This window comes from Aeoliella fuhlenseeensis, assembly GCF_052161615.1.
Taxonomy (GTDB): Bacteria; Planctomycetota; Planctomycetia; order Pirellulales; family Lacipirellulaceae; genus Aeoliella.
Window position 1 is genome coordinate 1,084,447 of sequence record NZ_CP197417.1, and the last position, 22,147, is coordinate 1,106,593.

Genomic DNA, 22,147 nt, shown 5'->3' on the forward strand with positions numbered 1-22,147 from the left:
TTCTCCCTAGCCGGACCGCTAGGCGGTCCGTGAGCTGGAAGCAGATCTCGACTAGCTCTTGGGTTGCGTCGACCCCGCCGCCGGTGGTTGGCAAGTAGGACACCAGTAGGTGGTGCGCCCCAAGTCTCCCTGCCGGCGGACGCGAATCGGCGTGCTGCAAAGGTAGCACGGCGCGCCGCTACGACCGTAGACCCACATGCGGCCCCCGTCGCCGGCGAAGCGGGTGGTGCGTGCTGGCCCTTCGAGGTTGTGCTGCATCAACTGGCGTGCGAGGTCAAACAGATCGGCGAGCCGTGCGTCGTCGAGATTCGCGACGGGGGCGAACGGGTCGATGTGCTCCAGGAACAATAGCTCCGACTTATAGATGTTGCCAATGCCGGCGGTGAGTGTCTGGTTCATCACCGCTTCGCCCACCGGCTTGTGGTTTTGAGTGCGGAAGCGTGCAATCACCTCGCGGACATCGAGCTCCTTGCCAAGGAGGTCGGGGCCAACTTTCGGAAGGTACGGATGCCTGCGGAACTGCGTGGGGGTGAGCAGTTCGAGTGTCTTGGGGCTGAAAAAGATCACGACAAGCCTGGCCGTTTCCATGACCAGGGCAGCGCGGCGTTCGGGCTTTTGCCAGGGCTCGCCTAGGGGATAGATGTGCCAAGAGCCAGTCATGCCCGAGTGCCCATGCACCACTCGTTCGTCGTCGAGGTGCAGCAGCAGGTGCTTCCCGCGGGCCTCGACCTCGATGACGTGATGGCCGACGAGCGATGCCGAGTCGATCCAGTCGTCCCAACCTCGCGCGGCGACAATCGGCTCGCCCACCAGCCAGGGGCGGAGCGTGTTGGCGGTTCGGTGGATCGTATCGCCTTCGGGCACGTCAGAATGCGGGTTCGGGCAGCAGGGAAGTAGCCGCCAATCAGAGGCGGCGTCGGTCCTGTCATGATTACCCGCGAAGAGCCGCCGGCAAGGGCGTCGCGTCGGCAAAATAAAAAAGGCCCAACGACCCCCGGCGGCTTCGGCTAAGCCGGACGTAGCGGTGAACTTCGGCGGAACGCCGTAGGCCGCAGGGGATCGCTAGGTCGTTGGGCAGTGAAGGATTGGGGCGAGGATTGGGGTAAAACCATGAAACAAGCATCCGAAACGAGTGCCGTCACTCAATAAGACAGCCCCCGGGTGCCTAAAGTTTCATTATTCTGGCGGAATTTATTCCTGGCTGAGTGTCCCGGCCCCCCCTGAGGGCCCCCTCCAGGACAACCCAAACCAGTTTGATCCGAACGCCAGCCCCCAAAGTTCCGGTTTTTGAGGGACTCGCAAGATTCGCGCTCGCGTCGCGAATAAACCACAACGCTACGTGAGAACCTGTAGTGGGACTCCTCCAAGCGGGGGGCCCAGGTTATCTTTGTCGTCTACTTGCGTGCCTCGGTCAATGAACGCAGTATGAACGCACGCAGATGGTTCGAACGAAAATGCATCGCCTGGGGAGCGATTTACCGATTGCGAAAAGCTGGGAGGGGAACTCGGCAGAATGGGGTGGACTCAACAGCCAGAAGGTCGATCGCTTGCCTGCAACGGTGAGACCATTCGCTTTCATCGTAATCATTTGGGTTGGACGCAGCAGCAGCTCGCCGATCGGGCGGGTTACTCGTCGCGCGTCATCGCCAAGGCCGAGGCCGATGGTAGCTTAAGTCCTGCGACGATCGAACATCTGGCCGATGCGCTGAGCCAGCCCGATCGCCCCGTCTATCCCGAAGATTTGATCTTCGCACCGAAGCGAATTGCGCGGAAGTTTATCGAATACTACGCCCGCTACGAAGAAAGGTGTGGCGAGTACTGGGCAGAGTTCTTAGCGGACGACGCGCAACTCGTCGTTCCGGGCGATCCCGCCGTGTTGCCATTCTGTGGAGTCTACGAAGGCAAAGAAGGCTTCGCGCAGTTCTGGCGTAACTTCTTCGCCGTCATGCAGCGGCACGATAAAGACTTGATCGTCCGAAGTATGCGTGTGTTCGCCGAAGGGAATCACGTTATCGTACTAACCAGCGACAACGCGGCATTCATCGGCCAGCCTGGGCCCTACCCGTCCTCGCCGCTGGCGTTCATCTTCGAGTTCGAGCGAGGCAAGCTCAAGCGACTGGAAGACCATTTCAATACCTCAGCAGCCGAGAACCGTGTGTTGCAGCTCCTGAGCGAATCAACCAAAGCTCGCGAAGCCTTGCGAGCGGCGCAGGAGACGAAGGACGGTTTTAGAGGTGAAAAGTAAGTGGGTATTTTTAGACACGGATAATGTTGAGTAGTAGGACATAGTAATCCGTACCGATGCTATCGAATCAGATGCGAGGCCTAGAAGGTGGCTGAACTTTCGGGAAGACTGTCATCCGTGTTTCATCCGTGTGCATCTGTGGCGAAAATAACTTCTTACCTACCACCTTCTCCGTTTGGGTAGGTTCTCTCGCGGGGAGTCGCGGTAGAGGAAGCCGCGGCTGGTGGGTTCGAAGCCTGCCGCGCGGAGCGCGGGGGCTAACTCGCTGTTTGCCACCGGTTGGTCGTCGACTTTCGTGAGCACGATGGGTGCGCGGCCGATGGCCGACTGAATGAGCGCATTTGCGATTGCACCGATCGCTTGCGTCCGGTCGGGTTCGCCGGCGGGAAGCAGGGTGGTGAGTTGGCCGCCACTCGCGCTCACGAAGCCGACGAGTTCGCCGTGATGCAATAGAACACTTGCTCCAACTGCCCGAGCAAGTCGTCCGGTTTGTTCTTCGCGCGTGGGCCAGGGGAGGGCGGCGCCGTAGGGGTTCGCAGGATCCGTCGCCGCGAGTAGCGTTGCCGACGGTGTGTCCGCGTCGTCCGCGGTCATTGGGCCTCGGCGAAGCAGGTCGTCGGCTCCAGGGGCGGCGAATTGCGCGCCTCCAAGGCCCGCCACGAAGTATCCACGCCGAAGCTTGCCCGACTCTTCCATCTGCTTGAGCACTGGATAAATGGCCGCGAAACCGCCCGGCACTAGTTCCTTCGCCACGGCGTTTTTCGTCAGCACGCCGTGGCGTGCCACGAGCTGGGACACAAGCGCCACGGTACGCTCGGTCGACGACGGCCAGACGGCATCGGCACTGGGAAGTAGCGACCAACGTCCTTCGCTCCCCGGTACGCGAGTGGCACGGCGTGAGCGAAACGCCCGGCGACGGCGATTCGAGCTTCCCGCCTCGCTCGTCCGCCCTCGACCGAGCGAGCGGAGCGGCGCGAGCGTGTCGTTGGTCACCTCGCCACGCCACACTAGTTGCCAAAGTACGTCGAGCACGTCGGGCGGAAACGCCCCCGTCTCGCGCGTCAGTTGGTCGAAGAACAACGCGCCGCGAGAAGCGAGCAGGCTGCGTACCTGAGCGAGCAATGGATCCTCTTCCCCCGATTCGATACTCGCGGGAAGCGGTGCGAGCAACGGGTACTCGTCGGCGAGATAGAGCGCGATACGCCCATCGCTAGTACCAATCGATTCGATGCCCCGCCACACGACTTCGCCCGCGAGGAACAACTCGTCGAGGTCGCCTTGAGAGTAGTCTCGCACTCGGGCGGGTAGAATCTCACTCTCCAGCGTACTCGCTGGCAGTGGGGCTCCTTGCAGTTGCTCGATGGCGTCGAGCAAACCATCGAGCCCCGAACGTGGCTCGTCGAGTCCTTGCCACACCGGCAGGAAACGTCCGAGCGCCGCTGGCGGAACCGCTTCGACTTGCTTTCGAAGTCGCGCGAGGCTGCGGCGCTTGAGCGTGCGGAGCACTTCGGCGTCGCACCACTCGCGGCCACGACCGCCGGGCAGGAACTCCCCCTCGACTAGCCGACCTTGATCGACCAGCTTCCGCAGTATGATAACGATTGGTGCCTCGCCGAGCCCAAACCGCGCGGCGACGCTCGCGGCGGTGAACGGCGCGTGCGTCCGCGCGTGTCGGCCAACGAGATCACCTAGCGGGTCGGCGACCTCTTCGAGGAAAGCATAAGGCAATCCTTGCGGCGGAATCACTCCCAGCGCGTCGCGGAGTCGCCCCGCGTCCTCGGCGGCCGCGAAGTGATCCCCCGACGCCAATCGCACGCGGACGATTCGCCGGGCTGTGGTGAGTTCGTCGAGCCAAGCGATGACATCACCGCGATGAGCTTCGTCGGTTCGTAAGGTAATCGCTTCTTCGCTGAGGGGCCCGAGCCGCAGAAGAAGATCGTGCAAATCGTCGGGATGCTTTACCGGCGGTCGGCTAAGCTGCTGTAGCTCGCGCTCCAGCTCCGCCATCACTTCAACATCGAACAGCTCGCGAAGGTCCGCCGAGCCGAGAAGTTCGCGGAGCTGCGCGTGGTCGAGCGTTAGGGCCTGGGCACGGCGCTCGGCGAGGGGCACGTCCCCCTCGTACATGAAGTTGCCTGTGTACGAAAACAGCAGCGACCCCGCGAACGGCGAGGCGATGGGCGTCTCGACGCTCCGCACCGCGATCTCGCGGCGTTCGATCTGCTGGAGGATCGACACCACGCCCGGCAAGTCGAAAACGTCGCGGAGCACTTCGCGGTACGTTTCGAGAATCAGCGGAAACGCCGGGTAGCGCGACGCCACGGTCAGCAAGTCGGCCGAGCGGCGACGCTGTTGCCACAAGGGTGTGCGGCGCTGTGGATGTCGGCGGGGCAAGAGCAAGCTCCGCGCAGCGTTCTCGCGAAACCGCGCGGCAAACATTGCCGTGGAGCCAATTTGCCTTGCGACTTCGTCCTCGATCTCATCGCTTCGTGGCAAGAACCAATCCGCAGGGGGCGGACGATCGGATTCGGGCAGACGAAATACCATGCCGTCGTCGGTCCAGCTGAAGTCGACTTCGCCAATCGACTCGGCTCGCAACCGTGCGGCGGCGGCCATTGCCCATGGCGCATGCACTCGCGATCCAAACGGCGTCATCACCGCCACGCGCCAGTCGCCAATCTCGTCGAGGAACGACTCGATGACCACCGTGCGGTCGTTGGGCACTTCGCCGGTCGCGGCGGCTTGGTCGGCCAGGTAACGAATCAGGTTCACCGCCGCGCGGCGATCGAGCCCATGTTGGCCTTCGAGCTTCTCAATCGCGTCGTCTTCATCCTGATGCCGGAGCTCGCGAGCAAGCCGCCCGATCGCGCGGCCGAACTCCAGGGGACGCCCCGGACCTTCGCCACGCCAAAACGGCATCTTTCCCGGCTCGCCGGGTGCGGGGACGACGATTACTTTGTCACGCGTGATATCAAGCACCCGCCAGCTCGACGCGCCGAGCAAGAACACGTCGCCCGGGTTGGTTTCGAACACCATCTCCTCGTCGAGCTCACCAACACGACTACCGGTGCTCCCTTCGTCGCTGGCGAGAAACACTCCGTACAGCCCGCGGTCGGGAATCGTCCCCGCGTTGAGTACGGCGATACGCTGCGAGCTCTTTCGCTTCGACAGCGTGCCGGCGATGCGATCCCAATTGAGGCGAGGACGGAGCTCGGCGAACTCTTCCGACGGGTAACGCCCCGCGAGCAGGTCGAGCACCCCTTCGAAGCTAGAGCGCGGCAAGTCGGCCAGCGGCGCGGCACCGCGGAGCATCGCGTACAGCTCGTCGACCGTGAGTGTCTCCATCGCGACGATCGCCACGATCTGCTGAGCGACCACATCGAGCGGATTGCGCGGGTAGTAAGTCTCTTCGACGTGCCCGGCGAGCATCCGCCCGGTGGCTCCTGCGCACGCCACCAGGTCGCCACGGTACTTGGGGAAGATAATGCCCTTGCTGGTCGCGCCGATCTGATGCCCTGCGCGGCCGATGCGCTGCAGTCCCGACGCGATGGATGGCGGGGCTTCGATTTGGATCACCAAATCGACCGCGCCCATGTCGATGCCAAGCTCCAGCGAACTGGTCGCGACGATGGCCGGCAGCACGCCGCGCTTCAGTCGATCCTCGATGTCGGCGCGCTGGTCCTTGGCGATCGAACCATGATGCGCTAGCGCGATTTCTTCTTCGGCAAGTTCGTTGATCGCCGCGGCGAGTCGCTCGGCGAGGCGCCGACTGTTGACGAAGATCATCGTCGAACGGTGCTCGCGAATCAGCTTCACCAGCCGCGGATGAATCGCCGGCCAAATCGAAGCTACCGCGGCACCCGCAGCGGGGCCCGAAGGAATAGGGCCTAGGGGCTGGAGGCTAGGGGCTACGGAATTCGATTCAAGCGACCCCTCTTCTTCCGTTTCTTCCCCAGCCCCAAGCCCCAAGTCCCCAGATCCAAATGACATAGTCCCGAGTCGCGCCATGTCCTCCACCGGGACTTCGACGGTCAAATCAAACTTCTTCGGCTCGCTGGCGTCGACGATTTCGACAGGGCGAGGTCGGACGGGATGGTTGGGGTCGGCCGTGGCCTCGGCACCGCCGAGTAGCCGCGCGATTTCTTCGAGTGGCCTTTGCGTCGCACTGAGCCCCACGCGTTGGAGCGGCGGGGCATCGGGATTCGCTTGACGGCGCAGTCGCTCCAGTCGCTCCAGCGACACGAACAAATGCGAGCCGCGCTTGCCTGCCACCATCACATGGATTTCGTCGACAATCACGGTCTCGACTTCGGCGAGCGCTTCGCGGGCCTTCGACGTGAGCATCAAGTACAGCGACTCGGGCGTAGTGATGAGGATCTCGGGCGGCTCGCGGTTGATCCTCGCTCGCTCGGGAGCAGGCGTGTCGCCACTTCGCACCGCAACACTCGGCATGTGGTAATGGGCACCCTCGCGCTCCGCCACGGCGCGAAGACCGGCGATCGGCGCGCGGAGATTGCGATCGACGTCCACGCCCAGCGCCTTGAGGGGCGAGATGTAGAGCACGCGGACTTTGGAGCGCGTGGGCTTCGCGTTCGAACTATCGGCCTGTATCTGTTCCCTGGGGAACATCATCTTGTCGAGCGCCGCCAGGAACGCGGCAAGCGTCTTGCCCGAGCCCGTGGGTGCGAGCAGCAGCGTGCTCTTCCCCGCCGCGATCGGCTGCCACGCGAGTGTCTGTGCGCGGGTTGGCGACTCGAAGGCCTGCGTGAACCACGCCTGAGTGATTGGGTGAAACGCCTTGAGGGCGGGATGCGAATTGGTGGTGGCGATTGCCATGCGGGTCTACGTGTTGCCAGCCGAGCGAGCGGACCCGACCGGGAGAACCGACGGGCAGTGTATGGTATGCCAGTCGTTGCCCAATGGCGAGCTTCCGGTCCGATTATGTCGGTTTTCGGAGTCGCAGCGCCCTTGCCTAGTGGTAGGCTGTCGCGCGACCCCTTTGACGGTCGCTATCGTCGAAGAATTGCGGAATAGGCGAAGGCGTGCCCGCGCGTTTGTATCCCCGACACACGGCAGTTGGTAAGATAGAAGGAGCAGCCCCGCCCGCCATTTTCAGGCCTCATGCCCACCTTCCGCCCCATGCCGCGATTCCGCCCGCTTACCGCGCGACTCTTAGGTGCTTTGTTGCTCGTAGCAGCGATGATGCCGTCTTGGAGTGCGCTGGGCGATGGTGGTTCGGAATCGCCGCAGTCGCCCCCCGCGAAGGTGAGTTTCAACGAGCACATTCGCCCGCTGTTCGCCAAGCATTGCGTGGGTTGTCATGGCGGCGTGAAGCAGGCGAGTGGCGTGTCGTTGATCTACCGCGACAAGGCTCTGGCCGAAGGGGACTCGGGCATGCCGGCCATTGTGCCGGGCGACGTTGCCGCGAGTTACTTGGTCGAGCGCATCGCCGAGCCCGACGACGACTTGCGAATGCCACCGGCCGAACATGGACCGGCGCTGAGCGCGGACGAGATCGCGCTGGTGAAACAATGGATTACCGAAGGTGCGAACTGGGAGGAGCATTGGTCGTTCGTTGCTCCGCACCAGCATCCGTTGCCTGAATCAAAACTAACGTGGGGACATGGCCGCATCGATCCTTTCGTGCTCGCGGGGATGGAGTCGCATGGGCTGTCGCCATCACCCCCGGCTTCGAAGAGCGAATGGCTCCGTCGGGTGACGTTCGACCTGACGGGCATGCCACCCACGGCGATGGAGCGTGCCGAGTTCCTCGCTGATGAATCGCCAGAGGCTTATGAGCGAGTCGTTGATCGGTTGCTCGCATCGCCACGCTATGGCGAACACTGGGCGGCGATGTGGCTCGACTTGGCTCGCTACGCCGACACGATGGGTTACGAGAAGGACCCGCATCGCGACATCTGGCCCTACCGCGACTGGTTGATCCGCGCGCTGAACGCCGATGTGCCTTACAACCAGTTCGTGATCAAGCAACTTGCTGGCGACTTGATCCCCGAGTGCACCATGGACGACCGTATTGCGGCGGCGTTCCATGCCAACACCCAGACTAACACCGAAGGTGGTACGGACGACGAAGAGTTTCGCACCGCGACCGTGCTCGATCGCGTGAACACGACGTGGCAGGTATTCGGCGGGCTGACGTATGGCTGCACGCAGTGCCACTCGCACCCGTACGACCCCATCGAGCACCATGAGTACTACGCGTTCGCCGCGGTGTTCAACTCGACGCGCGACCACGATCTCGACGAAGAATCGCCCAGGCTCCGCGTACCGATGAACCGCGAGGACGACGCGCGAGCCAATGAACTCGATCGCCGCATTGGCGAGCTTCGCCGTGCGCTGCACGCTGAAGAAATGAAGGTGGCGAGTGACAATCAGCCGTGGCAGCCGCTGACGCCGGACGTTGCCACGTCCACCGGGCAGACGAAGCTGGCCGTTCAGAAGGATGCCGACACCGGGCTAGCCGAGTACGTCACCGTTGGGACGGTCACGATTGGGTCGCTCTACACGCTCGAAGCACCGCTGCCCCAGGGCATGTCGGAGCTCACCGCGATTCGCCTCGATGCGCTCCCCAAGGACGTTCAGGCCGCGATGAAGATTCCAGAGCTGGGTTTCGCAGTCACACGACTGCGGGCGTGGATCATCACGCCGGGAAGCGAAACGCCGGAAGAGGTGATGTTCCGCTTTGCGATGTGCGACGAAGCCGAGCCGGTGCTCGATCCGTCGGACAGCTTGATCGATAATAATGATGGGTGGGCGAGCTTCTCGAAAATCGATCGACCACGCTGGGCGGTGTTCGTGCCATTGGACCCTTTGAAGGTTGCCGATGGGTCCCGCTTAAGACTCGAGCTAAAACAAAGCCGCGCGGCAACGGGTGCGCATCCGACAGTCGTCAATCGCGGACGACTGGCGGTATCGAGCGACGCCCGCTGGGCGGAGTTGGTAACGAATGCCGAGTTCCAGAAACTAGAAGACGATCTGGCGAAGGCGCGAGCCGAGCGCGACGCGATTCCGGCCGTATCGATTCCGGTGATCGCCGAGCTCGACGACGAGTTCCGCCGCCACAGCTACGTGTTCGACCGTGGCAACTGGCTCAGCAAGACCGACGAAGTCGCCCCCGGCGTGCCCGCGGTGTTTCCGGCGATCGCCGAGGGGACGAAGGTCAACCGCCTCGCCGTGGCCGAGTGGTTCGCGTCGGCCGAGCATCCGCTTACTTCACGAGTGCAGGTTAACCGCGTGTGGGAGCAACTGTTCGGCCGCGGAATCGTCGAGACTTCGGGCGATTTCGGCACCAGCGGCATATTGCCGACGCACCAAGAGTTGCTCGACGATCTATCGACACGATTTGCGACGGAGATGAACTGGAGCACGAAGACACTGCTGAAAGAGCTGGTACTGTCGGATACCTATCGCCAAGCATCGCGTGCATCCAAAGAATTGATCGAAGCCGATCGCGACAATCGCTGGCTCGCTCGCGGGCCTCGGCTGCGACTCACCGCCGAGATGGTACGCGATCAAGCGCTCGCGCTGAGTGGCAAGTACGTCGACAAGATGTTCGGCCCACCCGTGATGCCGCCTCAACCCGACGGAATATGGCGGAGCGCCTACAATGGCGCCCGCTGGGAGAACGCTGAGGGAGTCGACCGCTATCGCCGGGCGATCTACACGTACTGGAAGCGAACAAGTCCCTACCCGGCGATGATGATGTTCGATACTCCGAGCCGCGAGGTGTGCAGCGTCCGCCGAATTCAAACCAACACACCGCTACAGCCCTTGGTAACGATGAACGATCCGGCGTTCGTCGAGTGTGCTCAAGCCTTTGCTGCGCGTATGGCGAGCGAAGGGGGCGGGACGACGAACGAACAGATCGCCTGGGCTCTTGAACAAGCGACTTGCGACGAACCAACAGAGCGAGCGATCGCCGTACTCGTTTCGCTGTACGACGACGCGATTGCGCAGTTCGACGCGAGTGACGAGCAGATGAAAACACTAGCGGATAATCGAGAGTCGTACGCACGGACCATTGTTGCGAGTGCGATTTTGAATTTGGACGACGTGATGACGCGGTAGCGTAAGTTCCCTCCCCCTCCTCACCACGGCCCTGACGGGCCCCGCTCGCTTAGGGCTGATATGAACCTTTTCCAACACCTTCAGCACGCGACGCTTCAAAATCAGACGCGGCGGCATTTCCTGCGCGATGGGATGGCGGGGCTCGGGGCGTTTTGGCTGGCTTCGCAGGCAGCGAACGGTTCGTCGAGCGCCGTGACTCACGATCCCGCGCGACCACTTCTGCCGCGTGACCCACAGTTTTCGCCGCGGGCGAAGCGGGTGATTTGCCTGCACATGGCGGGTGCGCCAAGCCAGTTGGAGCTCTTCGAGCACAAGCCGGAGCTCACACGACTCAGTGGCAAGGACTGCCCTCAAGAGTTTCTCGAAGGCCAGCGATTCGCGTTCATCCGCGGCGTCCCTCAGTTGCTGGGGTCGTACTACCCGTTCCATCAAGCCGGGCAGTCGGGGCAGTGGCTTTCGGATCGCTTGCCGCACTTCGAGCAAGTGGTCGACAAGGTGACGTTCATCCGCTCGATGAAGACCGACCAATTCAATCACGCTCCCGGGCAGCTTTTGATGCACACGGGTAACCAGAACCTCGGTTACGCGTCGATGGGTTCGTGGATTGGTTACGGGCTAGGCAGTGAGAACCAGAACCTCCCCGGCTTTGTGGTGCTGGTGTCCGGTGGCCGCACGCCCGACGCAGGCAAGAGCGTGTGGGGCTCCGGCTTCCTCCCGTCGGTGTACCAAGGGGTGCAGTGCCGCAGCGAGGGCGACCCCGTGTTGTTCCTGTCGAACCCTACGGGAATCGATCGGCCGATGCGCGAGCGAATCCTATCGGCCATCAACGACGTGAACCAGGAGACGTACGAGCAGTTCGGTGACCCCGAGACCGTCACGCGCATCGCCCAGTACGAGATGGCGGCGAACATGCAACTCACGGCGTCCGATGCAATGGACCTCACTGCCGAGCCCGAGCACATCCACAAACTCTACGGCACCGAGCCCGGCCGCGAGAGCTTCGCGAACAACTGCGTCCTCGCCCGACGACTCGTCGAGCGAGGTGTGCGGTTCGTTCAGCTCTTCGACTGGGGTTGGGACTCGCACGGTGCTTCGGAGGCCGAGGGCATCAACCTGGGCTTCAAGAACAAATGCACGAGCATCGACCAAGCGATGGCGGCGCTGCTCACCGACCTCGAGCAACGTGGTTTACTCGAAGACACACTCGTGGTGTTTACAACCGAGTTCGGCCGCACGCCGATGCGCGAGAATCGCGGCGGGCAGGAGATGGCGTTCATCGGCCGCGATCATCACCCGCACGCCTTTACCATTTGGATGGCCGGCGGCGGTGTGAAGCAGGGTTTCAGCTACGGGCAAAGCGACCCCATCGGCTATCACGTGACCGAGAACCCCGTCGAGGTCCGCGACCTGCACGCCACGCTGTGGCATCTATTGGGCATCGACCACCAACGGCTCATTTATCCCCACCAGGGGCTCAATCAGAAACTCACCGGCGTGAAACCCGCGCGGGTGATCAAGGATATTTTGGCTTAGTAGCCGTAGTGTGCCACCGCGTGCAGCTTGGCGAGTTCCATGTCGTTGAGACCTTGGATGCGATTCTCATCGAACAGGTGGTCGCGCGTCAGATGCGTCCAAACCGTCATGCCGCTCACGCCCGCTTCGGGGACTTTGACATTCGGCAGCCATAGACGCAGCTCTTCGGCGTACAGACTGCGGAGCCACTTGCTTGGCGGGCGACCGTCGCGGGCCTTGCGATGCGCGGCTGCTTCGCCATAGTCTTCATCGTCCTCGTCGGCGAACTCGTGCTCCTTCGCCTCGCTGCTTTTGCCAAAGCGAATCTTCGCCGGCACCAGGCTCTCATCGAGATAGCCTTCGACTCCCGCCAGTGCTTCACCCGTCCGTCGATCGATCGGCGTGGTGCGGCCGGTGAGTTCCCACTGGCCATCGACAAGCGTCTCGCGTTCGAACCACCGCCAGCGGTCGTCTTCGTGATAGCTCCAACGCTCTTCTTCGACACAGACTTTGCCATCGACGAGCTTCTCGGTGCATTGCATCACCACCGCGGCAAGCGTGTCGAATGCCTCGGCGTGCAGGCGTTCGCTCAGCGTGAAGAGCCCGGCACCAATCCAGTATGCGAACTGACGGCGATTCATGTTCTGATAGCGTTGGGGAGGAAACGAAGCTAAAGGTGTCTGAATTCCAGCGGAAACCTACCCCACAGTTGGTGCGTAGCAAATGAAAATTTGCCGCACGTGTAACAGTCGTTACGCAAGGAATATTTCGCCTGGGTTCACTGAATTTCCACATCGGTAGACTCGCTTCGAATCGAGTTTTCCGATACGATGCGTCGATGGAGGCGGTACAGATTCATCCGGGCTAGCGGTGCGGACGCATGTTCTGCCACTTGCAAGCTCCCCGAACACTCGACCTCTGACCCACGATTCTTCCCGCCATGAAACATTTCGATTGCGTCGTCATCGGCACTGGTCCTGCTGGCCAGAAGGGTGCCATCCAAGCCGCCAAGCTCGGCAAGCGGGTCGCAATCATCGAGAAGACGCGCGTGCTGGGTGGGGCACAGATCAACACGGGCACTATCCCGTCGAAGGCGCTCCGCGAAGCCGTGCTGCACCTCACCGGTGCCGCGCAGCGGGGGCTCTTCGGTTCCAGCTACCGCGTCAAGCGAAACATTACCATCGCCGACCTCGTTTCGGTGTCGCAAACCGTCATCCGTCACGAGTGGGACCTGATCCTCAATCAGTTCGAGCGCAATGGCATAGAGCTGCTGTGGGGTTCGGCGCGATTTGCGAGTGAGCACGAACTGTTCGTCGAAGGGCCCGAGTCGGTTGAGAAGATCTCGGCCGACAAGTTCCTGATCGCCGTTGGCACCAAGCCCGCTCGTCCCGCGGATATCCCGTTCAATGAGCACACGATTCTCACTAGCGACGAACTGCTAAAGCTCAATAGCTTGCCCAAAAGCATGATCGTCGTCGGCGGCGGCGTCATCGGCACCGAGTACGCCTGCATCATGGCGACGCTGGGCGTGAAAGTCACGCTGGTGGAAGGACGTCGTCAGGCGCTCGGGTTCCTCGATCGCGAAATCGGCGACGCGTTCCACTACTTCATGCGGCAGCGCGGCATCACGCTCCGGCTCGGCGAAAAGGTCGAGTCGATCAAAGAAATCGAAATCCTCAACGGTACCACGCGCAAACTCGTCGAAGCTCAACTCGAAAGCGGCAAGACCCTCCGCGCGCAGACGCTGCTGTACGCCGTCGGGCGTCAGGGCGTGTGCGGCACGCTCGGACTCGACAACGCGGGCATCGAGTACGACGACCGCGAGCGATTGCACGTCAACGAGCAGTATCAAACCAATGTGCCGCACGTTTACGCCGCGGGCGACGTCATCGGCTTTCCGGCACTCGCCTCGACTGCCATGGAACAAGGCCGCCGCGCGGTCTGCCACGCCTTCGGCCAGTGCGACGTTGGCAACTACAACACCGAGCTCTTCCCGTTCGGCATCTACGCGGTGCCTGAGATTTCGATGGTCGGCAAGACCGAAGAGCAACTTACCGAAGCGGGCATTCCCTACGAAGCGGGCATCGCCCACTACCGCGAAATCGCCCGCGCTCAACTGCTCGGCGACACACTCGGCATGCTCAAGCTGCTGATCCACCAGGACACGCACAAAATCCTGGGCGTCCACGTCATCGGCGCGGGCGCCACGGAGTTGATCCACATCGGCCAGGCCGTGATGGCCCTCGACGGCGACGCGGAGTTCTTCATCAATAACGTGTTCAACTTCCCGACGCTCGCCGAGTGCTACAAAGTCGCAGCCTACAACGGCCTCAATAAGTTGAATCTGGTCTACGCGTAAGCGCCAAAGCAAAACCGCAAACCTCCGCCCCGCCAAGAGACTCGCCAACGGCTAGCCTCTTCGCGGTGAACGGCGACGTTCAATAATCGTCATCCACCTGCGCCAACTTCCACAGCTCCCGATACTTTTCGGCGACACAGGGATTGAACTGGTCCGCGTAGTCCTCCGCTAAGCTGTTGGCGCTGATGAGCCTTGTCACGTCCGCCAAATCCTGCATGCGGTGCGGGGCGGTCATGCCGCTCGTGAGCTTCAGCTCTAGACGCGTCGGCAGCGTGATGTAGGGAATCCCGTCGATCGTTGTGTTGTCAATGGATTCGGGATCGGGAAACGCGATTGGTTTCGGTAACCCATCGCCCGGATAGTCGCCGACCAAAAGCGTGACAATACTCACCTCGGCGACCGCGTCGCGGAAATTCTTCGACCCTTCGAACTTATCCACCCAACCGCGACCCAGATGGGCCTCTTTGAACCGCTGAAGGTTCTCGCGCGAGATGAGGATATTGATGTCCGCCGTCGTGCGGTGGTAGCCGTGGGCGTTGGCGGCCATGGCTCCGGCGATGGCGAAGGGGATGTTCATTTCACGGAGTGTCTTGGTGAGCCGCGCCATCGCTTCGTGAATAGGGGAGGTGCCCATGAAGAATGCGTCCGCAAGTTTAGCAATGTCCAGCATCGAAGTGGTCACTCACACCGTTCCACAAAAAACTCACGCATGCATCATATCCAGTCTGCCTAACCTAACACGCTCAACTTCCTCCGTCCGGCACGCAAACTGCATTCTCCCGGCCCACTTCCACAACTCCATTTCCTGTCCAAGGATGCCAACATGCCGGTGCAGCTTGTTACTCCGTCCGATAATTCGCCCGAGCCCGAGATCGATCCGCCCCGGCCGCCCCATCCAGGTCCGCCGCAACCAGGCGAACCGCCGGGAACTCCGGATCCCATGATTGATCCTCCGCCGAGCAATCCGGTCGTTCCGCCGCCAGCACCTGTGGAGCCGCGAGATCAGCTTAAAGTGCCGGTGCTAGCCGATAGCTCGCTCTCGGTGATCAGCAATCCCTACGGGTTCATTGGCGAGACGTGCCGCAAGCACCAGACACCGCTGTTCGAGACGCGGCTGCTACTGAGTAAATCGGTTTGCATGCTGGGGGCGGATGCGGCGCAGATGTTTTATGACGAAACGCGGATCACGCGCAAAGGCGCCACGCCCGGTCGGGTGCAGAAGGTGCTCTTCGGCAAAGGGGGCGTGCAAGGCCTCGACGATGCGGCCCACAAGCATCGCAAAGCGATGTTCGTCGAGTTACTAAGTCCCACCGAAGTAGAGCGACTAGTCGCGGCGTGCGAACGCATCTGGCCAGCCTATCGCGAGCGATGCAAGACGACCGAGCGTGTAGTTCTCTACGACGAAGTCTGCGAACTGCTCTGCCAAGCCGCCTGCGACTGGGCGGCTGTTCCGCTTAAGGCCGACGAGGTGCAGCAGCGGACTCGCGAGCTGGTCGCCATGTTCCAGTTCGCCGGCTCGATGGGGCCGAAGTACTGGTGGGCGCGATGGATGCGCAATCGAGGCAACGCGTGGATCAAGGGCATCATTCGCCAGATCCGTGCGGGCGAGCTCCAAGTGCCTCACAACAGCCCTGCTTACGTGGTCGCCCAGCATCGCGATCTCAATGGAAAGCTGCTCTGCGAGCACGACGCCGCAATCGAACTGATCAATTTGCTAAGGCCGATCGTCGCCATCGCCGTGTTCATCGTCTTCACGGCGCACGCCCTGCACGAGCATCCCGAGTGCCGCGATCGAGTTGCCAATAACGACGAGTACCGCGAGTGGTTCGTCCAGGAAGTGCGAAGACTCTATCCGTTCTTCCCGTTCACCTCAGGAATCGTGCGGAAGAACTTCACCTGGCGCGGCTACGAGTTCAAGGAGGGACGCCGGGTGCTGCTCGACCTCTACGGCACGAACCGCGACCCCTCGATTTGGGACAACGCCGAGGCGTTCCGCCCCGAGCGATTCGCCAGCGGCGACAACAGCCCGTTTGGCTTCATTCCCCAAGGGGGTGGCGACGCTCGTGTCACGCACCGCTGTCCCGGCGAAGGAGCCACCATCGAGATTATGAAATGGGCCGTCGCCAACTTGGTGAAGGACCTCAACTACCGAGTCCCGCCGCAAGACTTGAAACTCGAGATGACAAAGCTCCCTGCGCTGCCGCAGGATCGGTTCGTCATCGAGTGCAGATCGTCATAGCTCGAACGGCGGGAGTGTCGTCGACTCGGCCGGAATCGTCACCTTGAGTTCGCTCTTGTCGTGGTTGTACTTGCCGCCGAGCTTGTCCTTGGGCGCAGGAGCCGACTCGGGGTCGGCGTTCTCAGGAATCGCTTCTTCCCACAGAATAACCACACGATAGTTCCCGTCCGGGGCACCGTCGCCGGACGTGTAAGAAGTGATCTCAAACGACCCATCCTCTGCGACAGTGGCCGAGGGAATCGGCGACTTCGGGTCGCTGAACTTCTCATCGAGCCCAATCAGCGTTACCTTCGCCCCCGCGGCGGGCTGCCCCGCGACGGTGACCGAACCACTCACGGGATAAACCGCCATCTGACCATCGGGCGGGCCACATCCCACGACTGCCGCCAAGACCAGCATGTAACCAACACAAGCAGCGAAACGTAAAACCATCATAACGTCGTGAGTATCCTCGAAAGAGCTAGCAGATTAAATCAGACTGCGTTCGACTAGGCGATATCACTCCGTGGTAGGAGCCACGTCCTCGCCAGCACGGGTGAAGAGCGAGACGTAGGTTTCGGGATCCACCGAGTCGCTAATGAATCGCACGGACGCATCGCCCATCGTGTAGTTGCAGCCGCCGGTGTGAAAACTGTAGGTCTCGTGGTTGTTGGTGCAGTTGTGCATGGCGTTACCGCACACCTCGTGGACGTCGTACCAAGCCTGGCCATCGACCCACAGTGCCCCGCGAGTCGTGCTACCTTTTGGGGCGCCGTTTTCGTAGAGATCGGGCCGGCCTGCGTCTTCGAACCACATGATCGAGTTCGACTGTCCGTCCTTCACGTACCGCAGCTTGGGGATCTGAAACTTACCGCTGCTGTGGGTTAGCGAGGTCGCCCCGGGAGTGTAAGTGCCCGAACGGACGTTCGACGCCAGCATGCTGTTCCAATCGGCGCGCATCTTGATCTTCTTGGTGGCTAGCAAGTTATCGATGTTCGCGTTGTCGGTGATCGAATCGCAAATGGCGTAGTCGCACAGACCGGCCGTGGCACTGGTCGATGGCAAATCGGTGGGGCCGGAACTTGCGGCGGGCGGGGGCGTCGTGGGGCAACGAAACACGTCGATCACGGTGGTAAGTGCCAGCTTCAGGTTGTTGCGAGAACTTGGATTGAATCGATCGCCGACCGTTTCATAACCAGGTACGCTCCAGTCGTACTGATCGGCGACTGCCTGTTGCTCCATGAACGGCATGATGTAGGCGATGACGTTGTGATTGCTGCCATCGGAGTGCGACGGCGGAAGCTCCTTCTGCGTGTCCTCGTAGTTCAGCACGGCGAGGCCCAATTGCTTCATGTTGTTCACGCAGCTCGTTCGTCGGGCTGCTTCGCGAGCCGATTGCACGGCCGGCAGCAAGAGCGCGACCAGGATGCCTATGATAGCGATCACGACCAGCAACTCGACGAGCGTGAAGCCCGGGTGGGGTAGGGAAGTGGGGCGGGACAGGATTGCCGTCAGACGGCGGGGCGTGCGTTCCATTGCGCGTGGCCTCAAATACAGGGTTTTTGTTTGCCGACGGGGGGGAAAGTCGGCACATCGTTCGATTGATAAAGCGGCACCGCGTGTGTTCGCCATCCGACGTCTCGGACCAACAAGCACCGCGGTGCCGCTGCTGCCTACGCAGTTATAGGGAGTGGTAGTTACTACTTCGCCGAGCGCAGGCGAACGAACCAGGCACCGGCGAGTCCTGCCGCCAGCACAAGGTAAGTCGCGGGCTCGGGAACATTGTTGGCTTCAAGGCCGCCAGTGAGACCACCGAGCGAGCTGCCGAAGTTGGCCTTCCATGCTTGGTAGTCCGCCGCACCGATAACGCCCGTGCTCGCGAGGTCGCGAGAGCCTTCGGCCAGCGCCGAGGCATCGCCACCCAGGTTGTCACGCCACACGGTGTAATCGGCGAGGTTCACGGTGCCATCGCCGTTGTAGTCGCCCACGAGACCTTCGGGCGTTTCGACGCCGTAGGAGAAGTAGGCGAAGCTGAAGGGCGTATTCACTTGCGCGTAGAGCGAGCCCATCTCGGCATCGATGGCGATATCGTTATCAATTTGGACACCGAGTGCCTGGATGATGAACGTGCCGTCCAGGCTGCCTGTGCCCGCTTCGTACGACATTTGAGCACCCGAACTGCGGGTCTCGTTATCGATCACGCCGGACGACAGGGCCGAATTCAAGAGCAGCATACCATCATTAGGCGTAACGCCATCGATGGTCAGATGGTAGATGCCCGGGCTGGGGTTCGTCAGGCTGAAGTCGCCCGCATCGCCCGCCAACACCGAACCATTCGCGGCAATGCGAGCAGCAACGGTATCAGCGTCGGAGTAGGGAACGTACAGATGATTCACGCCATCGGTGCTGTCTTCGGCGAGACCCGAGTTGTCGAATCGCTCGACCTTCCACGAATTGCCCGAGATACCAACGGTGGCGTAGTTGTCGTTGTTGCCAGATGCGGTTGCCAGGAGGACGCCGTTATTCACGTCGTTCGGATTGGTGGGAGTAAACGTCAGTTCCGAGGTGCTATCGACTCCCGAGGTGAGCACGCCAGGCGTGAACGGTGTCGCGGCGTTTGCCACGGGAGCGTACTTGGCATTCGACTGCACGTACATCACGGCGAAGTCAATATTCAACTCGGCGTCCGCATTGCCATTGGCTGTGCCCGTGGCGATCTCCCACTTGCCGTTGATCACGCTGGTTGCGACGACTCCCGAGCCAGAGGCACCGCCGGTACCGCTATTGTCGCGATTGATCTGCGTGGGCGTGGCGAACAGAACGCCTTCGGTTCCACGAGCGTACGTATTGGCGACCGAGATCGCGTAATCGCCCCGGTTGATGTAGGGAATGTCAACGCCCGGCGATCCCGAGGCGACCTCGGCATCCGTGTCGTCGTTCTCGTTGCCGGGGCCGTTCTCCGTGACCTTGACGTTGCCGCCGTAGGCCGATTGCAGCGAAGCGTCCCAGTTCTCAATTGCGCGAATTCCGCCATTGACGGTTCCGCCCTCGTTGATGTCGTTGGGAATGAAGGCAAAGTTGAACGAAGGGACCGTATTGCCCACGTTCTGGAGACCGGGTTGGTTTTCCGACACGGGCGTGTCACGCGAAGTCAGCGTCCAGCCTCCTTGGCCGTTCGGCTCGGCGGTGACCATGTTGTCGCCACTCGCACCGCTGCCAGTGCTCTCGGCGCTGAACAGCAGCGTGCCCGTTTCAGGAGTCTGCCCGGCGATCGTCAGCGTGTACACGCCATCGTTGCCCGGATCGTTAGGCGAAGCACCCGGTGTACGAGTAACGGTGAAGTTGCCCTGCCGAAAGATCGCGTTGCCTTGACCGTTGACCTTGCCCATGGTGATGCCTTCCACTCCGGCGGGAATGTAGGCGAACGCGACAGGCTGTTGCTGATAAGTCTCCAGCACTTCTTCGGTGATGTGGCGAGTGTAGATACCCAGGCTCGTGCCATCGGCCGAGACGCCCGAGAGGGCGAAGTTGTCGGCATTCGCGCCACCGCTGACGAACAGCAAGCCTTGTCGTGCGTGATCCGTTACGCCGAGGCTCGAGAGATTGAGCGTGTGCTTGCCGTTGCCGCCATCGATGAACTGATTGCCAAGCTGCAAACCCGCGGTCGCATTGATAGACGTAAACGCCGTGTCGACAGCACCCGCCGTATGTCCAGCGATCCAACCATCGGCAAAGGGAAAGTACACGGCCGAGACGTCGACGTTCCACTCGACGCCCTGGAAGGTGTCGTGGGTGGCCACAAAGTAACCAGCGGTACCCGTACGCGCGGCGGAGGCGATAGCATATCGGCGATCTTCAACGCCCAAGGCATCTACGATGACCGATGCGCTGGAATTCTGCGCGACACTTGCCAGCATGATGCCGCTCGTCTGATCGTCGTCGCGAGTCTCGCCGAACTGCAGGAAGTAATCGCCACGGTCGGCGCTGAAGACACTTACGGTGGGTGCTCCGCCAACCGTCGAAACATTTGCCGCAGTCAGAGTTACAGCAGCCGCGTTGTTGGCGGTCGTGTTCTCGACGACTTTGATCGTAATGTGATCGATCGCTTGGGCACGCGGTGCGGTCCCGCAGAAGGACACGGCGAGTGCCCCAACCAGTAGAAACTTCTTTCGGTGCATCGTACTAAATCTCTATGTGAATTTCGGTAAAGACGGTGTTAGTTCAACTCGGACAGCGCGATTCGCAAGCGCGAAGTCGGGTTGGATCACACGCACGAACGACGTCGCGCCCATAGTGCGAGCGCCACAGGGACTCCCAGGAGCATGAGCGAAGTGGGCTCGGGAACGCTTGTCGAGATCGAACCAATGCTGCCGCTGAAGTTGCCGTAGGTGGGGCCCGTTGGGGCATTCGCGAATGGCATGAAGGCGAAGCTGAACGCGGGAATCGCACCCACCGACTCCAGTTGAGCCTGACGAAGACCGATGTCGCGAACCGCGATGTCCCAACCACCGCTCTGATTCGGTTGGTACGTCACGAAGTTGTCGAAGGACGCCGCAGTATTGTCGAGCGAGCTCTCCGGCGAAACCATCAGCACGCCGGTCGAAGGGTCCTGGCCCGGAATCGTTAGCGAGTAGAGCCCATCAATTGAAGTCGAAACGGTCGCTCCACCTTGAACCAACGTAGTGTCAGAAATCCCGTCATTCACGGTGGCGAAGGTACCATCTCCATTGACTTTGCCCATGGCGATCGGGGTCCCAACAGCATTGGTTTGTCCGAAGGGAACGTAGACAAAAGCCACGGGGTCCTGCTCGGTACTAGTGCCGTTGCTTCCGTTGTCGCGGGTGATGATGTGGAATGAATCGCCCGACGCACTCGGATGCGACAGGGCGTAGTTGTCTTCGTTCTTTGCGTGAGCGACGAACAACAGGCCATCCGTACGAGTGTCGGCGTTGAGGTTCGTTGGCAAGAACAGTTGATGCTGTCCGTTGGTGCCGCCGAACAAGGTGCCCGTCGTCGAGGTTGGCGATCCGTTTAGTGTGACAATGTTGTTGCCGGTGGAGCTGATGATGCCGGCGTTGATGCTGGTAAACACGCCGCCGTTCGCCGTGTTGTTCGCAGCGCCAGTGATCCAGCCTTCGCTAAACGGAAAATAAGCCGCGGAGACGTTGGTGTTGAGTTCGATCCCTGAGTTGCTCGCCGCAGTGGCGATGAAGTACTGCTCGTAGTCGTCCGCCGTGTCTTCCGGAGTGCCGTTGTTGAGCAGCGACTTCGCCGCCGAAGCGGTACCGACGCCGTACAATGGAATGCCAGCTTTGTCGAAATGCTTCGAGAAATTCTGCGTTACGAAGGGGAACATCACGCCGTTTGCTACGTCGTCTTTCGACCCACCTTGCGAAGCGCTGAAGTCGAGATTGTAATCGCCCGCGTTCGAACCTTCGCGAACTGCGGCGCCCGCAGTGGATTGGCCGGTCGGAATCGTGAAGTTCACGCTCGTGGCGTTGTTGCCGAAGTCATTCTGAACCACATTGAAGTTAGCCAACTCAACACCCGCCGCTTGCTGCACACCCAGCAGCATCAACGGGACTACAAACATCCCGCATCTGGCGTTTTTAACGTGCGTGATTCGCATTTGCCTCAAGCCTCCAGCCGATCGTTGAAGTAGAAAACAATGGTCGTATTAGTACCGCTAACCGCGAGCTCCGAGATGCGAAGCACGTCCATAGCG

General features: G+C 61.3%; 13 protein-coding genes. 5 read left to right on the forward strand and 8 right to left on the reverse strand.

Going from position 1 to position 22,147, the window contains the following annotated elements:
* Positions 1–51 precede the first annotated feature (51 nt).
* On the reverse strand, positions 52–864 hold the full coding sequence (locus tag SH292x_RS04350; RefSeq protein WP_442484358.1) for an Fpg/Nei family DNA glycosylase: 813 nt from the start codon (positions 862–864) through the stop codon (positions 52–54).
* Positions 865–1,513: 649 nt separating this feature from the next.
* On the opposite strand from SH292x_RS04350, the gene SH292x_RS04355 reads away from it, so the two are divergent.
* Positions 1,514–2,245 carry a nuclear transport factor 2 family protein gene (locus tag SH292x_RS04355; RefSeq protein WP_442484359.1) on the forward strand — a complete coding sequence of 244 codons (732 nt, stop codon included), beginning with the start codon at positions 1,514–1,516 and terminating at the stop codon, positions 2,243–2,245.
* A 159-nt stretch (positions 2,246–2,404) separates the two neighbouring features.
* Here SH292x_RS04355 and SH292x_RS04360 read toward each other — a convergent pair whose 3' ends face one another.
* The gene (locus SH292x_RS04360; RefSeq protein ID WP_442484360.1) at positions 2,405–7,081 is read right to left on the reverse strand and encodes an Lhr family helicase; all 4,677 of its coding nucleotides are present in this window, start codon (positions 7,079–7,081) and stop codon (positions 2,405–2,407) included.
* Between the two features lie 285 nt (positions 7,082–7,366).
* Between SH292x_RS04360 and SH292x_RS04365 the strand changes: the two genes are divergently transcribed.
* On the forward strand, positions 7,367–10,333 hold the full coding sequence (locus SH292x_RS04365; protein ID WP_442484361.1) for a PSD1 and planctomycete cytochrome C domain-containing protein: 2,967 nt from the start codon (positions 7,367–7,369) through the stop codon (positions 10,331–10,333).
* Positions 10,334–10,393: 60 nt separating this feature from the next.
* Positions 10,394–11,866, forward strand: coding sequence for a DUF1501 domain-containing protein (locus tag SH292x_RS04370; protein WP_442484362.1), 1,473 nt, complete (start codon positions 10,394–10,396; stop codon positions 11,864–11,866).
* On the opposite strand, the gene SH292x_RS04375 is transcribed toward SH292x_RS04370, so the two are convergent.
* On the reverse strand, positions 11,863–12,486 hold the full coding sequence (locus SH292x_RS04375; protein WP_442484363.1) for a hypothetical protein: 624 nt from the start codon (positions 12,484–12,486) through the stop codon (positions 11,863–11,865). The two genes, SH292x_RS04370 and SH292x_RS04375, sit on opposite strands and share 4 nt — an antisense overlap.
* A 299-nt stretch (positions 12,487–12,785) precedes the next feature.
* Between SH292x_RS04375 and sthA the strand changes: the two genes are divergently transcribed.
* Positions 12,786–14,204, forward strand: a complete 1,419-nt coding sequence (sthA, locus tag SH292x_RS04380; protein ID WP_442484364.1) for a Si-specific NAD(P)(+) transhydrogenase — start codon at positions 12,786–12,788, stop codon at positions 14,202–14,204.
* A gap of 79 nt (positions 14,205–14,283) precedes the next feature.
* Here the strand turns inward: sthA and SH292x_RS04385 are convergent, their stop codons facing one another.
* On the reverse strand, positions 14,284–14,874 hold the full coding sequence (locus tag SH292x_RS04385) for a hypothetical protein (RefSeq protein WP_442484365.1): 591 nt from the start codon (positions 14,872–14,874) through the stop codon (positions 14,284–14,286).
* A 153-nt stretch (positions 14,875–15,027) separates the two neighbouring features.
* Here SH292x_RS04385 and SH292x_RS04390 point away from each other — a divergent pair, with 153 nt between their 5' ends.
* A complete protein-coding gene (locus SH292x_RS04390) occupies positions 15,028–16,443 on the forward strand; it encodes a cytochrome P450 (RefSeq protein WP_442484366.1) in 1,416 nt (471 codons plus the stop codon).
* Here the strand turns inward: SH292x_RS04390 and SH292x_RS04395 are convergent.
* The 4 genes from SH292x_RS04395 to SH292x_RS04410 all read right to left on the reverse strand — a co-directional run bounded on the left by SH292x_RS04395 (position 16,438) and on the right by SH292x_RS04410 (position 22,015).
* A complete protein-coding gene (locus tag SH292x_RS04395) occupies positions 16,438–16,878 on the reverse strand; it encodes a carboxypeptidase-like regulatory domain-containing protein (protein ID WP_442484367.1) in 441 nt (146 codons plus the stop codon). The two genes, SH292x_RS04390 and SH292x_RS04395, sit on opposite strands and share 6 nt — an antisense overlap.
* A gap of 63 nt (positions 16,879–16,941) precedes the next feature.
* Positions 16,942–17,958, reverse strand: coding sequence for a DUF1559 family PulG-like putative transporter (locus SH292x_RS04400; protein ID WP_442484368.1), 1,017 nt, complete (start codon positions 17,956–17,958; stop codon positions 16,942–16,944).
* 164 nt (positions 17,959–18,122) lie between these two features.
* On the reverse strand, positions 18,123–20,600 hold the full coding sequence (locus tag SH292x_RS04405) for a PEP-CTERM sorting domain-containing protein (RefSeq protein ID WP_442484369.1): 2,478 nt from the start codon (positions 20,598–20,600) through the stop codon (positions 18,123–18,125).
* An 86-nt stretch (positions 20,601–20,686) separates the two neighbouring features.
* Complete coding sequence (locus SH292x_RS04410; protein ID WP_442484370.1) at positions 20,687–22,015, reverse strand: PEP-CTERM sorting domain-containing protein; 1,329 nt, start codon at positions 22,013–22,015, stop codon at positions 20,687–20,689.
* Positions 22,016–22,147: the final 132 nt, after the last annotated feature.

Bases quoted from the DNA above. Each gene is read 5' to 3' on its own strand.
- SH292x_RS04355 (WP_442484359.1), top strand. From the start codon at position 1,514: ATGGGGTGGACTCAACAGCCAGAAGGTCGATCGCTTGCCTGCAACGGT.
- SH292x_RS04360 (WP_442484360.1), bottom strand. From the start codon at position 7,081: ATGGCAATCGCCACCACCAATTCGCATCCCGCCCTCAAGGCGTTTCAC.
- SH292x_RS04365 (WP_442484361.1), top strand. From the start codon at position 7,367: ATGCCCACCTTCCGCCCCATGCCGCGATTCCGCCCGCTTACCGCGCGA.
- SH292x_RS04370 (WP_442484362.1), top strand. From the start codon at position 10,394: ATGAACCTTTTCCAACACCTTCAGCACGCGACGCTTCAAAATCAGACG.
- SH292x_RS04375 (WP_442484363.1), bottom strand. From the start codon at position 12,486: ATGAATCGCCGTCAGTTCGCATACTGGATTGGTGCCGGGCTCTTCACG.
- sthA (WP_442484364.1), top strand. From the start codon at position 12,786: ATGAAACATTTCGATTGCGTCGTCATCGGCACTGGTCCTGCTGGCCAG.
- SH292x_RS04385 (WP_442484365.1), bottom strand. From the start codon at position 14,874: ATGCTGGACATTGCTAAACTTGCGGACGCATTCTTCATGGGCACCTCC.
- SH292x_RS04390 (WP_442484366.1), top strand. From the start codon at position 15,028: ATGCCGGTGCAGCTTGTTACTCCGTCCGATAATTCGCCCGAGCCCGAG.
- SH292x_RS04395 (WP_442484367.1), bottom strand. From the start codon at position 16,878: ATGATGGTTTTACGTTTCGCTGCTTGTGTTGGTTACATGCTGGTCTTG.
- SH292x_RS04400 (WP_442484368.1), bottom strand. From the start codon at position 17,958: ATGGAACGCACGCCCCGCCGTCTGACGGCAATCCTGTCCCGCCCCACT.
- SH292x_RS04405 (WP_442484369.1), bottom strand. From the start codon at position 20,600: ATGCACCGAAAGAAGTTTCTACTGGTTGGGGCACTCGCCGTGTCCTTC.
- SH292x_RS04410 (WP_442484370.1), bottom strand. From the start codon at position 22,015: ATGTTTGTAGTCCCGTTGATGCTGCTGGGTGTGCAGCAAGCGGCGGGT.